Origin of the sequence: uncultured Brachyspira sp., assembly GCF_944393015.1 — a bacterium.
Taxonomy (GTDB): Bacteria; Spirochaetota; Brachyspiria; order Brachyspirales; family Brachyspiraceae; genus Brachyspira.
The window spans coordinates 1-17119 of the sequence record NZ_CALXYQ010000026.1; the positions used below are offsets into that span (position 1 = coordinate 1).

Sequence of the window (17119 nt, forward strand, 5' to 3'; positions counted from 1 at the left end):
ATTGCCGAAGGCATACAAAACTAAAGAACAATTTTTATAAATAATTAAATAAAAATTGTGAGCCTCTGGCAAGTTTACTTGGCAGAGGCTTTGAGCGAACAATTTTTATAAATAATAGAGGTAATAAATGATTAGTATAATATCAGATATGGACGGAGTTATATACAGAGGCAATAATTTAATAGAAGGTGCAGAAGATTTCATAAAAATGTTATTGTATAAAAATGTACCTTTTCTATTTTTAACAAATAATGCAGAACAAACTCCTAGAGATTTAAAAAGAAAATTAGAGTCATTGGGTGTAAACGGATTAGATGAAAAACATTTTTTCACAGCAGCACAGGCAACAGCTATATTCCTACAAAGACAGCTTGCAAACGGTACTGCTTATGTAATAGGAACAGGCGGACTTGTAAGCGAATTATACAATGTGGGATATAGTATAAATGATGTTAATCCTGATTATGTAGTAGTTGGTAAAACTAATGCTTTTAATTTTGATATGCTTCAAAAGGCAGTGCATCTCATTAATAAAGGTGCAAAATTCATAGGATGCAATCCGGATATAGTAGATCCTGCTCCTAATGGTGAATTAATACCTGCAGTAGGCCCTATACTTGCTGCAATAGAAACAGCCACAGGTAAAAAACCTTATATTGTAGGTAAACCTAATCCTATTATGATGTCCATTGCTAAAAATCAAATTAATGCACATAGTGAAAATACATTGATGGTTGGCGATAGAATGGATACGGATATATTAGGTGGACTTGGTGCCGGTATGAAAACAGCTTTAGTACTTTCAGGAGTTACTACAAAAGCATTAATGGAAGAGTTTCCATACAGACCAAATTATATATTTAATTCTGTTGCAGAAATAGATATAGAAAAATTATAATTTTTATTATTTAATATATTTAATATAAAGCTGTTTAATTTTATTAGACGGCTTTATTTTTATTTAATAAAAAATTGGGGATAATTTTATGTCTAATTTATTGTTTATTATAATGACTCTTTTATGGCTTTCATTATACGTTTATATACCATATCAAGTTCCTTATTTATCATCTATCAATATAAGTACATCTATGATAGGAATTATCATAGGTGTTTACGGCGGTGCACAAGTGTTTTTAAAATTTCCATTCGGACTTCTTAATGATTATGTAGGCAGATGTAAAATATTTATATTGTTGGCAGGACTTCTTACTTTTATTGGAGCTGTTATAAGACTGTTTAATTTAAATAGTTTAGGATTTTTAATTGGTGGAATTTTATGCGGAATATCAGCTTCAATTTGGACAGTATTCATGGTTTTATATGCATCTTATTTTGATAAAAGCCAAGAATATAAAGCTACAAGCAAATCTTTAGTGGCAAGTGTATCGGGTATGTTTTTAGCTTTTTTAATAGCGGCTTTCTCTTATAATAAATTTGGAATGAAATTTCTTCTTTATGTAAGTGCCATTTCAGGAGCATTAGTTTTTATATTGGGTATTTTTCTTCAAGATAGAAAAAGCAGTAAAAAATTATCAATAAAAGGATTATTATCTGTTATAAAAAATAAAAGATTAATAATATTTTCAGTGCTTGCTATAGTAATGCAGGGAATACAGATGGCAGCTATTGTATCATTCACTTTAAATAGAATAAAAGAACTTGGCGGAAGTGATCAAAACGTAGGTATGGCGTCAATAACAGGTATGTTCTTTGCTATATTGGGAGCTTTTGCACCAAGCAGAATAAAAAATGAAAACAATATAAAAAACTATATACCAATATTTTTTGTTATAATGGCTCTATATTGTGTTACTGTTATATTAAGCGATAATGTATATGTTATAATAGCCTCTCAAAGTTTCGGAGGTTTTTCTTCAGGAATACTAGCCTCTTTATTAACAAGCGAATCAATAAAAGAAATAGATACAGATAAGAAATCATCTGCAATGGGATTTTTCCAATCTACATATTCTTTCGGTATTTTTATATTCCCTATAATCACTGGTAAATTAATAGATATGTACTCCATAAATATAGCATACATTGTACTTACTGTAATTTCTTTATTATCTGCAGTAATTTCAATTATTTATTATATTGGAAATAAATATGAAAATATAACAAAATAATAAAAAATAATTGCAAAAAATAAAATTTATAATAGTATATTTGCATTAAATTTTTACGGATTTTTTTATGTCAGAAAATAGTAAATCAAATAATAATGTAGGTTATGTATTCGCAATATTAGCAGTTATTATATGGAGCGGTAATTTTGTAGCTGCTAGATTTCTTGTAAACTTAACACCAATAGAGATTTCTTTTTACAGATGGTTAGTTACTTTTTTGGTATTAACTCCATTCTGTATAAAAAAACTATTAGAAACTATTAAGTACATAAAAGGAATATGGATACAAGTTATAATACTGTCAATACTTAGTGTTACTCTGTTTAATACATTTGTATATATGGCAGCACATACAAGTAATGCTACAAATATGTCTTTGCTTGCCACTTTATCACCTATAGTAATAGCGTTAATAAGCAGAGTTGTATGGAAAACAAAATTAACTATATATCAGAAAATAGGATTATTGGCTGTAATAATAGGAGTTATTATTTTAATCACTAAAGGAAGCATAGAAGTTCTAATGAAACTGCAATTTGCTATAGGCGACTTTTATATGCTAATAGCTGTTATAATATTTTCAATATATACTTTAATTCTAAGAATAAAACCTAAAGAAATGCCTCATCATATTTTCTTTTATCTTATGGTTATCATAGGATTTATACCATTAATGGCCGCAATGCTATATTTATATATTTCTAATAATGCTCATGCTTTAAATATGCAAACAGGATTAATACTTTTATATGTAGGTGTTTTTCCTTCAGCATTAGGATTTATATTTTGGAATATAGCTATTGCTAAAATAGGTGCTATAAAAGGAGCTATAATATATGATTCTGTTCCTTTCTTTTCATCTTTAGAGGCTGTTATACTTCTAAATGAAAAATTATTATTATCTCAAGTATTAGGAGGAATATTAATACTTATAGGTATAATATACAGCAGCATAGGCGATAAAATAACAGATAAAATAAAAAATAGAAAATAAAAAAGGGAAACTAATTAAAGCTTCCCATACTGTTATAAAAAATAGTTTATACAATTTATGAAATATTAATTAAATTTTCTTAATTCAGATTTTTTAAGAGGTGTAAATCTTGATTTTTCAGAATCAGGAACTCTAGTCCATTTCATAGATTTACCAAGAAGTCCTGCTTTATCAATAGAGCCTCTTAAAACAAGTTTGCCTTCTTTATCTATTGACATTTTGCTGTTATAAGTTTTTCCGTCATAGGGATTATATATTTTTCCGCCATTCCATTCTTTTTTGTCGAAAACTAATCCCATGATATAAACTAAACCTTTTAATGGAAGTTTTCTAAGTTCAGGATCCGGATTTTTTTCATCTAAACTATCAGGTCCATTATATGGTTCTTTATAAGCAAAAGAATATCCGTAATATCTTCCATTTTCTTCATAAATTTCTACTACAGGTATTCTTCCAAGAGAATCTTTTTCAGCATACCATAATCCAACTACATCATTAGCTTTAACGTTTTGAGCATTTAAAGCTAATACTGAAAGCATTAGTAATGCTGAAACAAACAAAAATTTTTCCTTCATGATTTACCTTAATTTATCAAATACTATTTGTATTATAAAACATAAGTTTTAACTTTTAGTAAAATATTTATAACAATTATTTTATAAAACTTACAAAGAAATGTGAATCTTTGCAAGTTTTATAATATTCAGTAATTAAATGTATGTATTAATGAAATTTCCACTCTATACCAGCATCTAACTGTATAACAAATTTATATTGTGCATGCTTTTCAATGAGCCAAGTACCTATCTTAGTACTTACGAATGGAAAAGACTAGGCACACTATTTAAAGCCTTTTTATAAGAGTAAGCAGCAAATAAGCCTACTCTGTATAAATCCTTAACAGAAGAAAGCATATGTTCTATTGTTGTATTGATAGCAAAAGCCATACCCCATTCTTTCATGCTGTATCCCAATTTTATATCATGATTGAAATATACATCTTCAGCTTTTACAACTATGGATTCTCTTGCTAAATAAACATATTCATTTTTGTCTACACCAAAGGCTCTAACATAATTTATATAAGGAGTATATATTAAAGCTATCAAACCCGGTCCTGCAGGTCCTCCCATTGTAAGTGTAGGAGCAAACTGAACATATATTGTATTGCCTCCCACATACTGCGGTTTTTTATTCATAGGATTAAGTCCAGTAAATGGAGGAAGTGCATGATTGAATTCTTTGGTATTACCATCAACTAAAACAGGTCTTCCAGGATCAGCAAGTCCTGCCTCATAAGTGAACTTAAATAACATTTTCAATGCTATTAAAGGCTGAAATTCAACATAAGCTGAAGTTCTTGAAAAACTGCTTAATTCCTGTTCTATTCCAGCAAGTACATAAGAATCAGCAAAGAAAAAATTATTCATCTCCCTAAATAAAGCTTTTTTATAGAATAATTGTCCTTGGTATAAAGCCCCCAAAATGATTCCATCTTCCTAAGAAGTGGTTTGAAAAATACCAACCTTCATCAGACTTGTCAGTTAAATAGGCTTTACATCTTCTTGTGCTAATAACGGTATATTTATAATTGTAATGAGTATTATTGCTAATATTTTTTTCATAATATTCTCCTATTTTTTATTCAGTAAACTTTATAATTTCTTCTATATTCCTTCTGCATTCTTTCTGTCAGTGTACAGTAGTTACTATACACTGACTTAATATATTTTTAATTGAGTCTTTTAATTAAGTTTTCTTAATTCACTTTTATTTAATGGTGTATATTTAGAAACTTCATTGCTAGGCACTTTCTTCCAAGTAAGAGTTTTACCAAAAAGTCCGGCTCCGTCTATAGTAGCTTTTATTTTTAACTCTTGTTTATTATCTGAAAGGCTTGCTTTGGCATTATATGTTTTGCCCTGCTCTGGATTATATATTTTACCGCCTTTCCATTCGCCTTTTGAAAACTCTAAATCATATAAATATACAAGTCCTTTTAAAGGCAAGTTTCTTAATTCTGCTTTAGGATTATTAACATCATTCACAGTATCAGTAGAATTCTGATAGGCAAATGAATAGGCATAGTATTTATTATTCTCTTTATAAATTTGAACTACAGAAACTCTATTTTTAGCATCAGCCTGACTGTACCATAATCCAACTATATCATCAGCATTTTGTGCGAAAGCCATTATGCTTGATATCATTGTAAAAATTAGTATTGTTATGATTTTATTTTTCATTTATATTTCTCCTTTCTATGTTTATATGTTTTCATTTTTTATAATATGTTTTCAAAATTCACAGTCTTACCATAATCAATATTAAATAAGACTGTGAAGATTCATTTATTACTTAAACAAGTTCATCAAAGCAGGAATCCAATGATGAGCAGTGCCCACAGCAGTTCCGAAAGCAGCACAAAGAAGTATTCTCAATACTATATAAGGTTTTATAGGGAACAATATATTTCTTGCTGCTAAATACCCGCTCATTATAGCACCTGTAAATCCTCCGCCGGGAAATCCCCAAGCACTAGCAAAATGTAAATTCTTAACTGTAGGAGATACTCTCACAGAACGGCTCTTTTTCAAATAACCATCTTGAACGAATCCATAAGCTGTACCCTCTGGAGTTTTAATATATCTCTTTATTGTTTTTGGTGTAGCAACTTCATAATACTCAATATTATCTCTGAATCCTGGATAATGCTGTTCTGCTCTGTCTATCAATTTTTCTGCTAATTCCTTCTTTTTAGCTTTATAATCTTCATCGCTTAAATCTTTCCACTCATCTAAATATGAAGGCCCTGTCAATACAGCAAATGAACGTTTATCGCCTTCTTCTACAAGTCCGCTGTCTATTGTAGAATAATCAACAAATACGAAGTTTCTATCTTCTACCGGTATGTTTCTTTGTCCTTTAGCATCTTCTTTAAATGGAGTATTCAACATTTTTTCTGTACTTATAAAAGTAGAGTATGCATTGTTAGGATAAAGCTCTGTAAATTTCTTCTTAAATATTATGTAAACTGTGTATAATGATACAGAGTTTTTAAGTTTATTTATTCTCTTATCCTCATATCCTTTTGGAAGAAGCTCATCATATACAACTTTAGGTGCAGCATTAGCTATTACATAATCAGCATTCACTGTAACTTCCTCTTTTGCTCTTTTGTCAAAGTAAGTAACACCTTCAGCAATATTTCCTTTTACATTTATTTTCTTAACTTCTGAAGAAACTCTCACCTCTCCGCCGTTTTCTCTTATTATATCAGCTAAAGCATTTGATAAGTTTTGACTTCCGCCTTTGATAAAACAAGCTTGATTATAGTATCCGCCTTGAGCACAAGCATGATAATACCAAGTAAATTCATAAGGATTATCATGATAGTAAGTTATATTAATATTTAATATCCTTTTTAACTTATCACTTTTTATGATTGAATCCAAAACATTTCCAAGTTTCTTTTGTGTAAATAAATGGTATAAATTCATTGGGAATGTTGTTATAGGATAAAATAGGAAATCAAAAAACTTCAAGTCATAAGGAAGTCTTCTTATCATGTACATAATTCTTGAAAGTCCTCCGAAATATTTTCTTATACCGCCTTTCTCCTCTGGGAATTCTTTTTCTAATGTATTCATAACATTCTGATAGCCTTCAGGTATAACTAAATCTGTAGACTCTGTTTTTATTCTCCAAGTTTGAGGTAATTTAACAAAATCAACTCTGTCATAAATACCTAATTGTTTTAATATAGGATATTTTCCGTCTCTGCTCTTTTTAGCCATATCCATTTCATGAAGACCTACTTCAAACTTAACATTTTTTCTTTTATATACTGTAGCACATCCTCCAACTATATTGTGGCTTTCTAAAACTAAAACTTTCTTTCCTTTTTTTGCTAAATAAGCTCCTGAAGTTAATCCTCCTAATCCTGAACCTATTATTACTATATCGTATTTGTTATTGTTAGTCATATTTATATACTCCTTTATCATTTTAATAATTGTTTTTATTTCTAGTTATAAGCGTTTTTATTTGTTTTTACTTATATCTATAATATAACAAATACCAATATAAATACAAGCGTTTTTTATAAAAAATGCGTATATATAGTCCACTTTTTAAGAAAATTTACAATTTTTTTAAATATTTGTAGAAAATGTAGTGTAATTATAAATATTTTTACATTATAATTACATTCAATAAAAAAATTAATTTATAATATTATAATGATAAGCATATAAAACATATATTTAATGTGATTTAAAATGTATTACTATTAATAAAAAAACTCCAAAGAATTAATATTTATACTTTAATAATTGATATTTTATTCAAATGATTTATTATATTTGCAATTAAAATTTAATTTTATATAAGGACTTTTTATGAATGATGTTTTAAATTTAATGAAAGATTTAACTAATGCATTCGGACCTTCAGGTTTTGAAGATGATGTTATAGAAATTATAAAAAAGAATACTTCATTTATAGACAATGAAAGAGATTCAATCAATAATTTATATTTAGGGCTTCAAAAAATAGATAGTTCTAAACCTATAGTAGCATTAGATTGTCATATAGATGAAATAGGATTTATGGCAGAACATATAAATGATAATGGTACAATATCTTTTATACCTTTGGGAGGATGGCATATACCAAATATAGTTTCAAATTCTGTTGTAATAAAATCTTCTTCAGGTGAATATGTTAAAGGAGTAATAGGCTCAAAACCTCCTCATTTCATGACAGATGAAGATAAAAGACGTCTTCCTACCCTACAAGATATGTATATTGATGTAGGCACTAGAAGCAAAAAAGAAACTGAAGAAGTATTCGGCATACAAATAGGAGATCCTATTGTACCTGATGTTGATTTTAGATATGATGACAGAACTAAAAGTATATGTGCAAAAGCTATAGATAACAGAGTTGGTGCTTTATGTGTAATAGAAACTTTAAAAGCTTTAAAAGATGAAAAATTAGATGTTAACTTAGTAGGAATGATGACAGCTCAGGAAGAAGTTGGTACTAGAGGTGCTGCCGTTGCTGCTAATAAAGTAAAGCCTGATTTAGTTATAGTTTTTGAAGGCTCCCCTGCAGATGATACTTTCTACTATGGAGATAGAGCTCATGGTGCTATAGGAAGAGGTTCTCAGCTTAGAGTAATTGACGGCGGTATGATAACAAATCCTAGATTAAATAAATACACAATAGAAATAGCTAAAAAAAATAATTTGGCTCATCAGGTTATAGTTCGTGAAAAAGGTTCTACTAATGGAGCTGTTTATCATAAAACTAATTTAGGTTCTCCAAGCGTGGTATTGGGTGTTGCAACAAGATATGCACATAGTCATTACTGCTATTGTTCCTATGATGATATAATTGATTCTGTAGAAATAGCAAAAGCATTGATAAAGACTTTAAACAAAGAAAAAATTAAAGAATTTTAATATATTAAATAATATATTGACTTTATTTTATTATAAAATATAATTTTTTTTAAAAATTCACTTTAGGAGAAAATATTATGGGTATTTTTGGTAAAAAGTCTGACAATAATAAACCCCAAGTCAAAGAAATCAATATCATAACTATTTGTGGTAATGGTTTAGGCAGCAGTTTAATGCTTGCACAAAATATTAAAAAACTTTGTGAAGAATCAGGAATTGAAAATGTAAATGTTGAAGCAAAAGATTTCAGCAGTGCAAAACAAACAAATGCTGATTTATATGTTTCTGTTGAAGAATTTACTTCTCAGTTAAATGTTGATAAATCACAAATTATCACTGTAAAAAACTATCATAAAAAAAGCGACTTAAAAGAAACAAATCTACTAGAAGCTATAAATAATTTAAGAAAATAATAGCTTTATTTATAATATTTTGATAGTTTATCGGTAACAATAATTAATTAAATAAATAATAAAGGATAAAATCATGTTAGAAAATATTTTAAGTATCATAAAAGATATTATTATACAACCAGCGTTAATATTGGGGCTTATTTCATTTATAGGATTAGTGGCTTTAAAAAAACCAGGTCACTTAATAATGCAAGGTACATTAGGACCTATATTAGGATATATAATGATGAGTGCAGGATCAGCAATAATCGTTACAAATTTAGATCCTCTAAGTAAATTAATAGAAGCCGGATTTAAGATAAAAGGTGTTGTTCCAAATAATGAAGCCGTTGTAGCTGTAGCACAACAGTCATTAGGTATGTCTACTATGTTAATATTAGTTTTAGGATATGTATTTAATATAATAATAGCAAGAATAACTAAATACAAATACATATTCTTAACAGGACACCACAGCTTTTTTATGGCATGTTTATTCTCTGCTGTTTTAAGTGCTATAGGATTTAAAGGAACACCATTAGTATTATTAGGCGGATTCTTTTTAGGCGCTTGGAGTGCTTTATCTCCTGCTATAGGTCAAAAAATAACAAATGAAGTAACCGATAACGGAGAAATAGCAATGGGACACTTTGGCAGTATCGGATATTATATATCAGGATTTATAGCTGATAAAATTGGAAATAAAAACAATAGTACAGAAGATATAAAAATACCAGAATATTTGGGATTCTTGAGAGACACTACAATATCAACTGCTATAATAATGTTAATATTTTATTTGGTTCCTACTATTGCTGCTGGAATGGAATTTTCAAGTACATTATCAAATGGAATGAATCCTATAGTATTTGCAATAATGTCAGCTTTACAATTTGCAATAGGTGTAAATATAGTATATAGCGGAGTTAGAATGATTGTTAGAGATTTGGTTCCTGCTTTCCAAGGAATATCTGAAAAAATAATTAAAGATTCTGTACCAGCTGTAGACTGTGCTGTATTCTTTACATTTGCTCAAAATGCAGTAGTTATAGGATTTATAAGCAGTTTTATAGCAGGTGTTATATCATTATTCATAATGGGAGCTATAGGCTGGGTTTTAATTATTCCAGGTTTAGTACCTCATTTCTTCTGCGGCGGTACAGCTGGTGTATATGGAAGTAAAAAAGGCGGAATTAGAGGATGTATAATAGGTTCTTTTATAAATGGACTTATAATATCTTTCTTACCTGCTTTATTACTACCTGTATTAGGAAATTTAGGATTTGCAAACACAACTTTTGGAGATGCCGATTTTGCTTTATTAGGTATAATAATAGGTAAAATAGGAAGTAGTGCTGGTGAAATAGGGGTATATGTTATAGCTGCTGTATTGGCTATAATTTTAATAATACCTAATTTCATAAAAACTAAAGGAAATGTTATTAACAACAATTAATTTTAAGGAGTATTAAATGAAATTTGAAGAATTAGCTAGCCAAATAAAAATATTTGCTGATGGAGCAGATATAAATACAATGAAAAAACAATATGAAAGTCCTTTTATAAAAGGCTTTACTTCAAATCCATCTATAATGAAAAGAGACGGAGTAAAAAGTTATAAAGAATTTTCTCAAACTCTTTTATCTTTTATAAAAGATAAATCAATATCTTTTGAAATATTTTCTGACAATATAGAAGATATGGAAAAAGAAGCTCTAGAAATATCAAGTTGGGGAAAAAATGTATGTGTAAAAATACCTATTACAAATTCTAAAGGAGAATACACATCAGAGCTTATAAAAAAATTATCTGATAAAAATGTTAATATAAATGTAACTGCTGTATTTACAATAGATCAAGTAAAAAAAGTTGTAGATAATTTTTCGAAAGATACACAAAATATTATATCAATTTTTGCAGGAAGAATAGCTGATTCAGGTGTAGATCCTATGCCTATAATGAAAGAAGCTGTATCATTAGCAAAAAAACATAATAATATAGAAATTTTATGGGCTTCTCCTAGAGAAGTATATAATGCATTTCAAGCAAGAGATTGCGGCGTAGATATCATAACATGTTCTGCTGATATGATAGATAAACTATATAAAATCGGTTCTAAACTTGAAGACATATCACTAGATACTGTAAAAATGTTTGTACAAGCTACTAAAGATTTAGGATTTTCTGTATTTGAATAATTTTTATATAAAATAAAACTAAGAAGCATGGATAATTATAATTTTATCCATGCTTTTTTATTATATCTTTAAACTTTGAAACATCAAACATTCTAGTAGTTTTACTTTTTTCAAGTGAAGCCCTTATTATAAGCATATTACAATCAAGAAGATTATCATAAACATAATCAGGTTTCAAAACTATAGAACTTAATTTATTCTCACTAGCTTTACAATCCAAATTATCAGGCAAATCATCATCGAATCTGAAAAATGCTTTATGCTCAGCAAATACAAAATCTTTACTGTTCCAATCTATTATAATTTCTTTACTATTATTTTCTTTATTAACTTTAACAACTAAATATGTATCCTCGCTCCAAGATGATAATTTGTATGCTAGAAGTTTATAAGTGATAATGTTTCCGCTTTCTTCTACTTTCCAATCATTTTCCTTTATTTGATAAACATTAGGATCCATAATATCTTTATCATCCATAAATAATACCTCCTGTAAAATCGCTATTAATACTTATTATTATATAGTTATATTTACTTTATACAATACTTTTAAATTAATGTAAACCTTTTTATATATATTTTTCTAATTTTATTTTTATCTTTATAACCATAATATACGCATGATATTATACCATTATTTTCAACACACCAAGGATAACCGCAGTCTGTGCTTTTCATATCAGAATCTATTATAATTTCTTCATTATTTGCCTTATAATTAATTTTATCTATATTGAATATATCATCTGCATCATCAAAAACAATAGCCCTCACTCCATAAGGTTTTAATCTATAACCATAAGTAAGAAGCAATTTTCCATCACTTAAAATAAGAGGATTAAGAGGATATCCTTTAATATCTGTAAATACAGGTTTTGAAAAAGTTTTGCCTTTATCATTAGAATAGCTTATAGAAGTAAGTCCGTATTCATTATTTATATGAGTTCTTATAAATGCTATTATATTATTTTTATAATTAAGCAAAGAAGGTTCAACATATTCTATTCTTGATTTTTTTCCGTTTATCTTTTTAAACTCTGTTTCGCATAAAAAACTTTTTAACTTCCAATTAATTAAATCTTTAGAGGATATTATATGACATTGATATTTGCAGTTATTTTTATTAATATTTTTTTTATAAGCATATATAGGAAGAAGCATTTCATCATTGATTTTGCATATACTTCCTCTAACGGCAAAATGCTTCATATTATTAGCTTCTATAACATAAGGTTTTGAAAAAGTTTTTCCATTATCATAGCTTATGACTACTCCTATTCCGCTTAAAAGTGCTATTGTGTTATCATATTCTATAAATGTATAATCTTTAAATAATTCTTTTTCATTCATAGGGTGAAAAGTATATCTGAAATAATATGCCATTATAGTTTTTTCATCTATTCTAAAAAGCTGTGCATCTTGTTTTGCCGCTTCATCATATTCACCAAATTCAAATACTTTCTCTACTCTATTTTTATTTATATTAACAATTGCAAGCATTGCTTTACTTAATGAATGCAGATGAGAATAATGCTTCTTTATTTTTGGAGCTATTCTGAAACTTACCATACATCTATTATTATCAAGTTTAATAATGCTAGGAAAAGCTGAATATAAATTTTTATTTTCAAATATAACGTTCTCATTTAAAATATTAATTTTCATAAAAAAGCCTTATTTTTTATAAAATAATTTTCGGTATAAAAAAGCCTGCATATACAAAAATATATACAGGCCCAAAAAAATATTATAGATAGATATATTAAATTAAAATCTCAATGTTATACCAATTCTAGGAAGCAGTAAAGCTCTTATATTAGCAAAAGACTCATACTCCTTAAAGCTATTAAGATGAGATACCGCAAATAATGGAGAAGTCCAAGGTGCAACATAGTAACCTATATCAAATAATGAAATATCTATACCAACCTGTACAGGCCAATTAGCTCCTGTTTTAGGGAATAACTGTATTCTCCATCCAAGTTCAAGTGACATATAGAAACCGCCATGTGAATATATATCAGAAAGTCCTCCAGCTTCCAATGCACTTCCGCTTATAGAAAGTGCTGTACCTCCGAATCTAGGAGATAAGAAAAATCCGAATGGTGCATTTCTCCAAAAGAAAAATTTTACGTTCAATGACCATGGCACCGTACTAAAACTAACTTTATATCTATCCATTTTTACTTCACCTACTGAAAATCCTATATCAAGCCCAACGGTCATAAAATCAAGAGGGGCAAAATCATAGCTGAATCCTAAACCGAAAGCATAATGCTTAAGTTTTGTATCAACATAAGAACCTATATTACCGCCTGCTAAATCCTTTACAAAATCCTGAAACATAGGCTCCATTATACCAACACCTATATCAAATAAACCAGCATACAAAGTAGGTCCAAAGTTAATACCGAACAAACTTCTGCCATGCATATAATCTAAAAATGCATTTCCTGTTGGTTCTCCTATATTTTGTGAAAATAATGATGCAGTGCTTAAAGTAAAAATAAGCATTACTGATAAAATCAACTTCTTCATAAAAAATCTCCGTTACAAAATTACATAATAAATAATATATTAAATAACAAAAAAATCAATAATGCATAATATCTAAAATATAAAAATAATGACATAAACATCAAAAAAATAAAATTATATTTGCATAAATTATAAATATCTAATACATTTTAGTAATAAGAATATTTTTAGGGTACTTCTATGAATAGAAAAAACAGAAGAAAAATAAATAATATAAAAAGAAGAAAAAAATATCATAAAAAGAATATAAAAACAAATAAAATAAAAAACTTACAAGAAAGTATTACAAATAAAGCAAAAGAATATATAAACGACGAAAATATACAAAAGATAAAAGATACCGCTGGAAAAGGATTTGAAAAAGCTAAACATTTCACATCAGAAAATATAGATAAATTCCAAAAATATTTGGATGAACAAAATTTTAAAGGAAAGTTTAAAAATATAGCAAATGCAGGAATGGATAAAATAAAGGAACATTCAAAAAAGAAATATATGAGCAGATTATTAATATTTTTTCATAAGCATTATATACTTAATTTTTCTATTTTATTTATAGTCGCAATATTAGTATTCAGAAATATATACATCACTCATAATAGAGAGATAGAAAAAAGTTTGAATTATTCAATTACAAATTATGCACCATCATTAGATGATATTATAATAGCAAAAGAAGATTACTACACAAATATGATAATAAGACAAATATCAAGCAATAAAACAGCCACTAATAATATAGTATTAAAAAGCTCATCTATTAATGATTTAGAAGCAACATTAAAAAATGTACTTGATAATTATAATAAAAATCTTCAAACTTCATTAAATGAAACTATAAAATCATCTAATACAGTTATAAATTTTTGGTTTGCATTTTTATCTGTAATAATAATAATATTCACTATTATAGGGATAATAATAAATAATAGAATAATAAAAACTTCAAAAAAAAGAATTAATAAATTTAATAGAGAATACAATAAAAAATTAAATACAATGAAAAAACAAGTAATGGAGTTAAAAAAATAAAAAAAAGAAAGTGAAAACAATTTGCAGATAAATAGTCTTTATAATTTAGCAAATACAGCATTCGATAATAAAGATTATAACACTTCTATATCTTATTATGATAAAGTTTTAGAATTAAATAATAGTTTTGCTCATGCAATATATAACAGAGCAATAGCTTATTATTATGTTAACAATCATACTAAATGTGCATTTGAACTTATAACATTATACAATAATAATAAATCAAATGAGATAAAGAATTTAATACTAAAAAATATAATAGAACTTGCAAATAATAATATAGAAATTGCAATTCTATTCTGCGATAATGAAAATATAGATTATAAATCATTACAGCAGAAAGAAGAAAAGCAATCATTATTTGAAAGGATAAAAAATATTATATCCTAATTTTATTAATAATTATTTAAAAATATCATTAGTGGCATCATACCAAAACACGAAATCTAAATACTCCATAGGTATTTTCTCGCTTTTTGAGTATTCAACCAAATTTGATTCGCATTGAAGATAATTATTTTTTGTAAGGCTTGTTTTAGGAGTCATACCTTCAGGCAAAATGCTTAATTTATCCATTACACGCATTATATGTCTGTCGAGTATAGCGATTTTTTGTCCGAACCCTATATTTCTAAGAAAATGACTAGCCTCTTTAAGTCCATAGCCTTTTACTTCTTTGGCAAGCTCATTTCTTAATTCTACCATAGTATCATTTTTTAAAGCTTCATTAATTCTGTCTTTTAATACAAACTTTTCATTTGGGAAATATAATTTTCTAGCAAGCACTATATTTTCAGCTTTCATATTATGAAATCTTACATGCTTTATTAATATATTAGCTACTTTTTCAGCACTTCCTTTGAAAAGCAGATTATTATTGTATAAATCAATTATAGCAGCAGCACCGCTTCTAGCCTTTGTTTGAGGCGTACATATACAAAATGCAAGTTCAGCAAATAATCTTTTATCATTATCTCTTTTAAAAACTCTCTCAAAATATTCAAGTCTTCTTTTCATTCTCTCATGAAGTACTTTATCTTTATATATTCCCATCAAATGTTTAGCATATTCCTTATCCATAATCAGCCCCTATATTGAATATAAAATCATATAAATGATACTATTATATAAATTAAATTTCAATCTATAAAATAGAATATTGATTAATTAATATATTTAATTTATAATACAAAAATACAGTTTTAATAAAAAATTATTAACAATTATTAATGATAATATTATTAACTATAATAAATAAAAGAGAATTTTATGGCTAAATTATTAATATCAAGCGACTTACATCTTAGTGTTCAGGAAAAAGAATATTCACTTTCTGTACTAGATGAGATAATAGAATATGCAAAAGATTATGATGCTTTAATGCTTCTTGGAGATACTTTCAATACTTTTGAAGATTTGCAAGAATTAAAAGATGTGTTCTCAAAAAAAATGGAAGATTATCAAAAAGATGTGTACTTACTTAAAGGCAATCATGAAAACTTAAAGGCTAAAGGCATAACATTAAATAAATTAAAATTTCCTGAAAATGTCATAGTGATAGAAGATATAAATTTTTTTAATATTGACAACTTGGATATTATAGCACTGCCCTACAGTGAAAAATATATTATAGATAATGATATAAATAAAAAGATAGAAAGTTTAAATGCTGATAACAGAATAGTAATAGCTCATGGTATAGTTGAAGGTACATTATGGGCTATAGAGGAAAATGAAGAATCAGCAAGCATACCAATAGATATAATAAAAAAGATAGACCCCAACATTGCAATAGTAGGACATATACATAAACAAATGGAAGTTAATATTGAAAATATAGAAATAATATATACAGGTTCTGCAAGAGTTTGGAGAAGAACTAAATCAGAAATGGGTATAAGAAGATGTTTAGCTATTGACAGTGCAAATAATTCTATTAAAAAAATATTTATAAATATAAAAAATGCCGGAGTATATAGAGTATATGAAAGCAATATTTATAATATATCAAATATAGAACAAAAAGCATCAGAATGGGATATAAACGATATTATAGACATAAATATTTACGGAATAGCTGAAGATGAAAATGAACTTGATGAAAAGATAAATACTATAAAAAATAAATATTCAAAATATGTAAGGGACTTTAATATAAAAACTTCGGACATATTTTTACTTGAAAATGCCTATAATGAAAGTATTATAAAAGAGTTCTTATCAATAGCAGATGAATATGAATTTAATACTAATAATGAAGAAGATTTGGAAATAGTTGAAATTGCTAAACGTATAGGCATAGAAAAACTATATACTGCATTACAAAATAATAAAAGATAATAATTAAAAATAAATATTAAAC

General features: G+C 27.2%; 18 protein-coding genes. 10 read left to right on the top strand and 8 right to left on the bottom strand.

The genetic code is table 11. The annotated features are described in order from the left end of the window. Positions 1–127 precede the first annotated feature (127 nt). From Q0K19_RS09525 to Q0K19_RS09535, 3 genes are all read left to right on the top strand, one after another. Positions 128–898, top strand: a complete 771-nt coding sequence (locus tag Q0K19_RS09525; RefSeq protein WP_297247557.1) for an HAD-IIA family hydrolase — start codon at positions 128–130, stop codon at positions 896–898. Between the two features lie 88 nt (positions 899–986). Continuing rightward, positions 987–2132, top strand: coding sequence for an MFS transporter (locus Q0K19_RS09530; RefSeq protein WP_297247558.1), 1146 nt, complete (start codon positions 987–989; stop codon positions 2130–2132). A 67-nt stretch (positions 2133–2199) separates the two neighbouring features. Then, on the top strand, positions 2200–3126 hold the full coding sequence (locus Q0K19_RS09535; RefSeq protein ID WP_297247559.1) for a DMT family transporter: 927 nt from the start codon (positions 2200–2202) through the stop codon (positions 3124–3126). Positions 3127–3191: 65 nt separating this feature from the next. Here the strand turns inward: Q0K19_RS09535 and Q0K19_RS09540 are convergent, their stop codons facing one another. The 4 genes from Q0K19_RS09540 to Q0K19_RS09555 all read right to left on the bottom strand — a co-directional run bounded on the left by Q0K19_RS09540 (position 3192) and on the right by Q0K19_RS09555 (position 7133). Next, positions 3192–3701, bottom strand: a complete 510-nt coding sequence (locus Q0K19_RS09540; RefSeq protein ID WP_297247560.1) for a DUF2147 domain-containing protein — start codon at positions 3699–3701, stop codon at positions 3192–3194. A gap of 240 nt (positions 3702–3941) precedes the next feature. Then, positions 3942–4556 (bottom strand): hypothetical protein, encoded by a 615-nt coding sequence (locus Q0K19_RS09545; protein ID WP_297247561.1) that lies wholly within the window; start codon positions 4554–4556, stop codon positions 3942–3944. A 315-nt stretch (positions 4557–4871) separates the two neighbouring features. Further along, positions 4872–5372, bottom strand: coding sequence for a DUF2147 domain-containing protein (locus Q0K19_RS09550; RefSeq protein ID WP_297247562.1), 501 nt, complete (start codon positions 5370–5372; stop codon positions 4872–4874). A gap of 108 nt (positions 5373–5480) precedes the next feature. Beyond that, positions 5481–7133 (bottom strand): NAD(P)/FAD-dependent oxidoreductase, encoded by a 1653-nt coding sequence (locus Q0K19_RS09555; RefSeq protein WP_297247563.1) that lies wholly within the window; start codon positions 7131–7133, stop codon positions 5481–5483. A 393-nt stretch (positions 7134–7526) separates the two neighbouring features. Between Q0K19_RS09555 and Q0K19_RS09560 the strand changes: the two genes are divergently transcribed. The 4 genes from Q0K19_RS09560 (at position 7527) to Q0K19_RS09575 (ending at position 11184) form a co-directional block, all read left to right on the top strand. Further along, on the top strand, positions 7527–8594 hold the full coding sequence (locus Q0K19_RS09560) for a M20/M25/M40 family metallo-hydrolase (protein ID WP_297247564.1): 1068 nt from the start codon (positions 7527–7529) through the stop codon (positions 8592–8594). Between the two features lie 77 nt (positions 8595–8671). After that, positions 8672–9007 (top strand): PTS sugar transporter subunit IIB, encoded by a 336-nt coding sequence (locus Q0K19_RS09565; RefSeq protein WP_297247565.1) that lies wholly within the window; start codon positions 8672–8674, stop codon positions 9005–9007. A 73-nt stretch (positions 9008–9080) separates the two neighbouring features. Beyond that, positions 9081–10442, top strand: a complete 1362-nt coding sequence (locus Q0K19_RS09570) for a PTS ascorbate transporter subunit IIC (RefSeq protein WP_297247566.1) — start codon at positions 9081–9083, stop codon at positions 10440–10442. Between the two features lie 16 nt (positions 10443–10458). After that, entirely contained in the window at positions 10459–11184 is a 726-nt protein-coding gene (locus tag Q0K19_RS09575) for a transaldolase (protein ID WP_297247567.1), read from the top strand. A gap of 43 nt (positions 11185–11227) precedes the next feature. Here the strand turns inward: Q0K19_RS09575 and Q0K19_RS09580 are convergent, their stop codons facing one another. The 3 genes from Q0K19_RS09580 to Q0K19_RS09590 form a co-directional block, all read right to left on the bottom strand. After that, a complete protein-coding gene (locus Q0K19_RS09580) occupies positions 11228–11662 on the bottom strand; it encodes a hypothetical protein (RefSeq protein WP_297247568.1) in 435 nt (144 codons plus the stop codon). Between the two features lie 71 nt (positions 11663–11733). Then, a complete protein-coding gene (locus Q0K19_RS09585; RefSeq protein WP_297247569.1) occupies positions 11734–12849 on the bottom strand; it encodes a sialidase family protein in 1116 nt (371 codons plus the stop codon). Between the two features lie 102 nt (positions 12850–12951). Then, on the bottom strand, positions 12952–13722 hold the full coding sequence (locus Q0K19_RS09590; protein WP_297247570.1) for a hypothetical protein: 771 nt from the start codon (positions 13720–13722) through the stop codon (positions 12952–12954). Between the two features lie 180 nt (positions 13723–13902). Between Q0K19_RS09590 and Q0K19_RS09595 the strand changes: the two genes are divergently transcribed. Together Q0K19_RS09595 and Q0K19_RS09600 are read left to right on the top strand one after the other, a co-directional pair. Then, positions 13903–14754 (top strand): hypothetical protein, encoded by an 852-nt coding sequence (locus Q0K19_RS09595; RefSeq protein ID WP_297247571.1) that lies wholly within the window; start codon positions 13903–13905, stop codon positions 14752–14754. 21 nt (positions 14755–14775) lie between these two features. Further along, the gene (locus tag Q0K19_RS09600; protein ID WP_297247572.1) at positions 14776–15147 is read left to right on the top strand and encodes a hypothetical protein; all 372 of its coding nucleotides are present in this window, start codon (positions 14776–14778) and stop codon (positions 15145–15147) included. Between the two features lie 12 nt (positions 15148–15159). Here Q0K19_RS09600 and Q0K19_RS09605 read toward each other — a convergent pair whose 3' ends face one another. Continuing rightward, positions 15160–15837: an N-glycosylase/DNA lyase gene (locus tag Q0K19_RS09605; protein ID WP_014488107.1), complete on the bottom strand. Its 678-nt coding sequence runs from the start codon at positions 15835–15837 to the stop codon at positions 15160–15162. 189 nt (positions 15838–16026) lie between these two features. Between Q0K19_RS09605 and Q0K19_RS09610 the strand changes: the two genes are divergently transcribed. Then, a complete protein-coding gene (locus Q0K19_RS09610; RefSeq protein ID WP_297247573.1) occupies positions 16027–17097 on the top strand; it encodes a metallophosphoesterase in 1071 nt (356 codons plus the stop codon). Positions 17098–17119 lie beyond the last annotated feature (22 nt).

Coding starts and splice junctions, on each gene's coding strand:
- Q0K19_RS09585 (WP_297247569.1), bottom strand. CDS start 12,849: ATGAAAATTAATATTTTAAATGAGAACGTTATATTTGAAAATAAAAAT.
- Q0K19_RS09550 (WP_297247562.1), bottom strand. CDS start 5,372: ATGAAAAATAAAATCATAACAATACTAATTTTTACAATGATATCAAGC.
- Q0K19_RS09580 (WP_297247568.1), bottom strand. CDS start 11,662: ATGGATGATAAAGATATTATGGATCCTAATGTTTATCAAATAAAGGAA.
- Q0K19_RS09610 (WP_297247573.1), top strand. CDS start 16,027: ATGGCTAAATTATTAATATCAAGCGACTTACATCTTAGTGTTCAGGAA.
- Q0K19_RS09530 (WP_297247558.1), top strand. CDS start 987: ATGTCTAATTTATTGTTTATTATAATGACTCTTTTATGGCTTTCATTA.
- Q0K19_RS09595 (WP_297247571.1), top strand. CDS start 13,903: ATGAATAGAAAAAACAGAAGAAAAATAAATAATATAAAAAGAAGAAAA.
- Q0K19_RS09535 (WP_297247559.1), top strand. CDS start 2,200: ATGTCAGAAAATAGTAAATCAAATAATAATGTAGGTTATGTATTCGCA.
- Q0K19_RS09590 (WP_297247570.1), bottom strand. CDS start 13,722: ATGAAGAAGTTGATTTTATCAGTAATGCTTATTTTTACTTTAAGCACT.
- Q0K19_RS09555 (WP_297247563.1), bottom strand. CDS start 7,133: ATGATAAAGGAGTATATAAATATGACTAACAATAACAAATACGATATA.
- Q0K19_RS09575 (WP_297247567.1), top strand. CDS start 10,459: ATGAAATTTGAAGAATTAGCTAGCCAAATAAAAATATTTGCTGATGGA.
- Q0K19_RS09525 (WP_297247557.1), top strand. CDS start 128: ATGATTAGTATAATATCAGATATGGACGGAGTTATATACAGAGGCAAT.
- Q0K19_RS09565 (WP_297247565.1), top strand. CDS start 8,672: ATGGGTATTTTTGGTAAAAAGTCTGACAATAATAAACCCCAAGTCAAA.
- Q0K19_RS09605 (WP_014488107.1), bottom strand. CDS start 15,837: ATGGATAAGGAATATGCTAAACATTTGATGGGAATATATAAAGATAAA.
- Q0K19_RS09570 (WP_297247566.1), top strand. CDS start 9,081: ATGTTAGAAAATATTTTAAGTATCATAAAAGATATTATTATACAACCA.
- Q0K19_RS09545 (WP_297247561.1), bottom strand. CDS start 4,556: ATGAATAATTTTTTCTTTGCTGATTCTTATGTACTTGCTGGAATAGAA.
- Q0K19_RS09540 (WP_297247560.1), bottom strand. CDS start 3,701: ATGAAGGAAAAATTTTTGTTTGTTTCAGCATTACTAATGCTTTCAGTA.
- Q0K19_RS09560 (WP_297247564.1), top strand. CDS start 7,527: ATGAATGATGTTTTAAATTTAATGAAAGATTTAACTAATGCATTCGGA.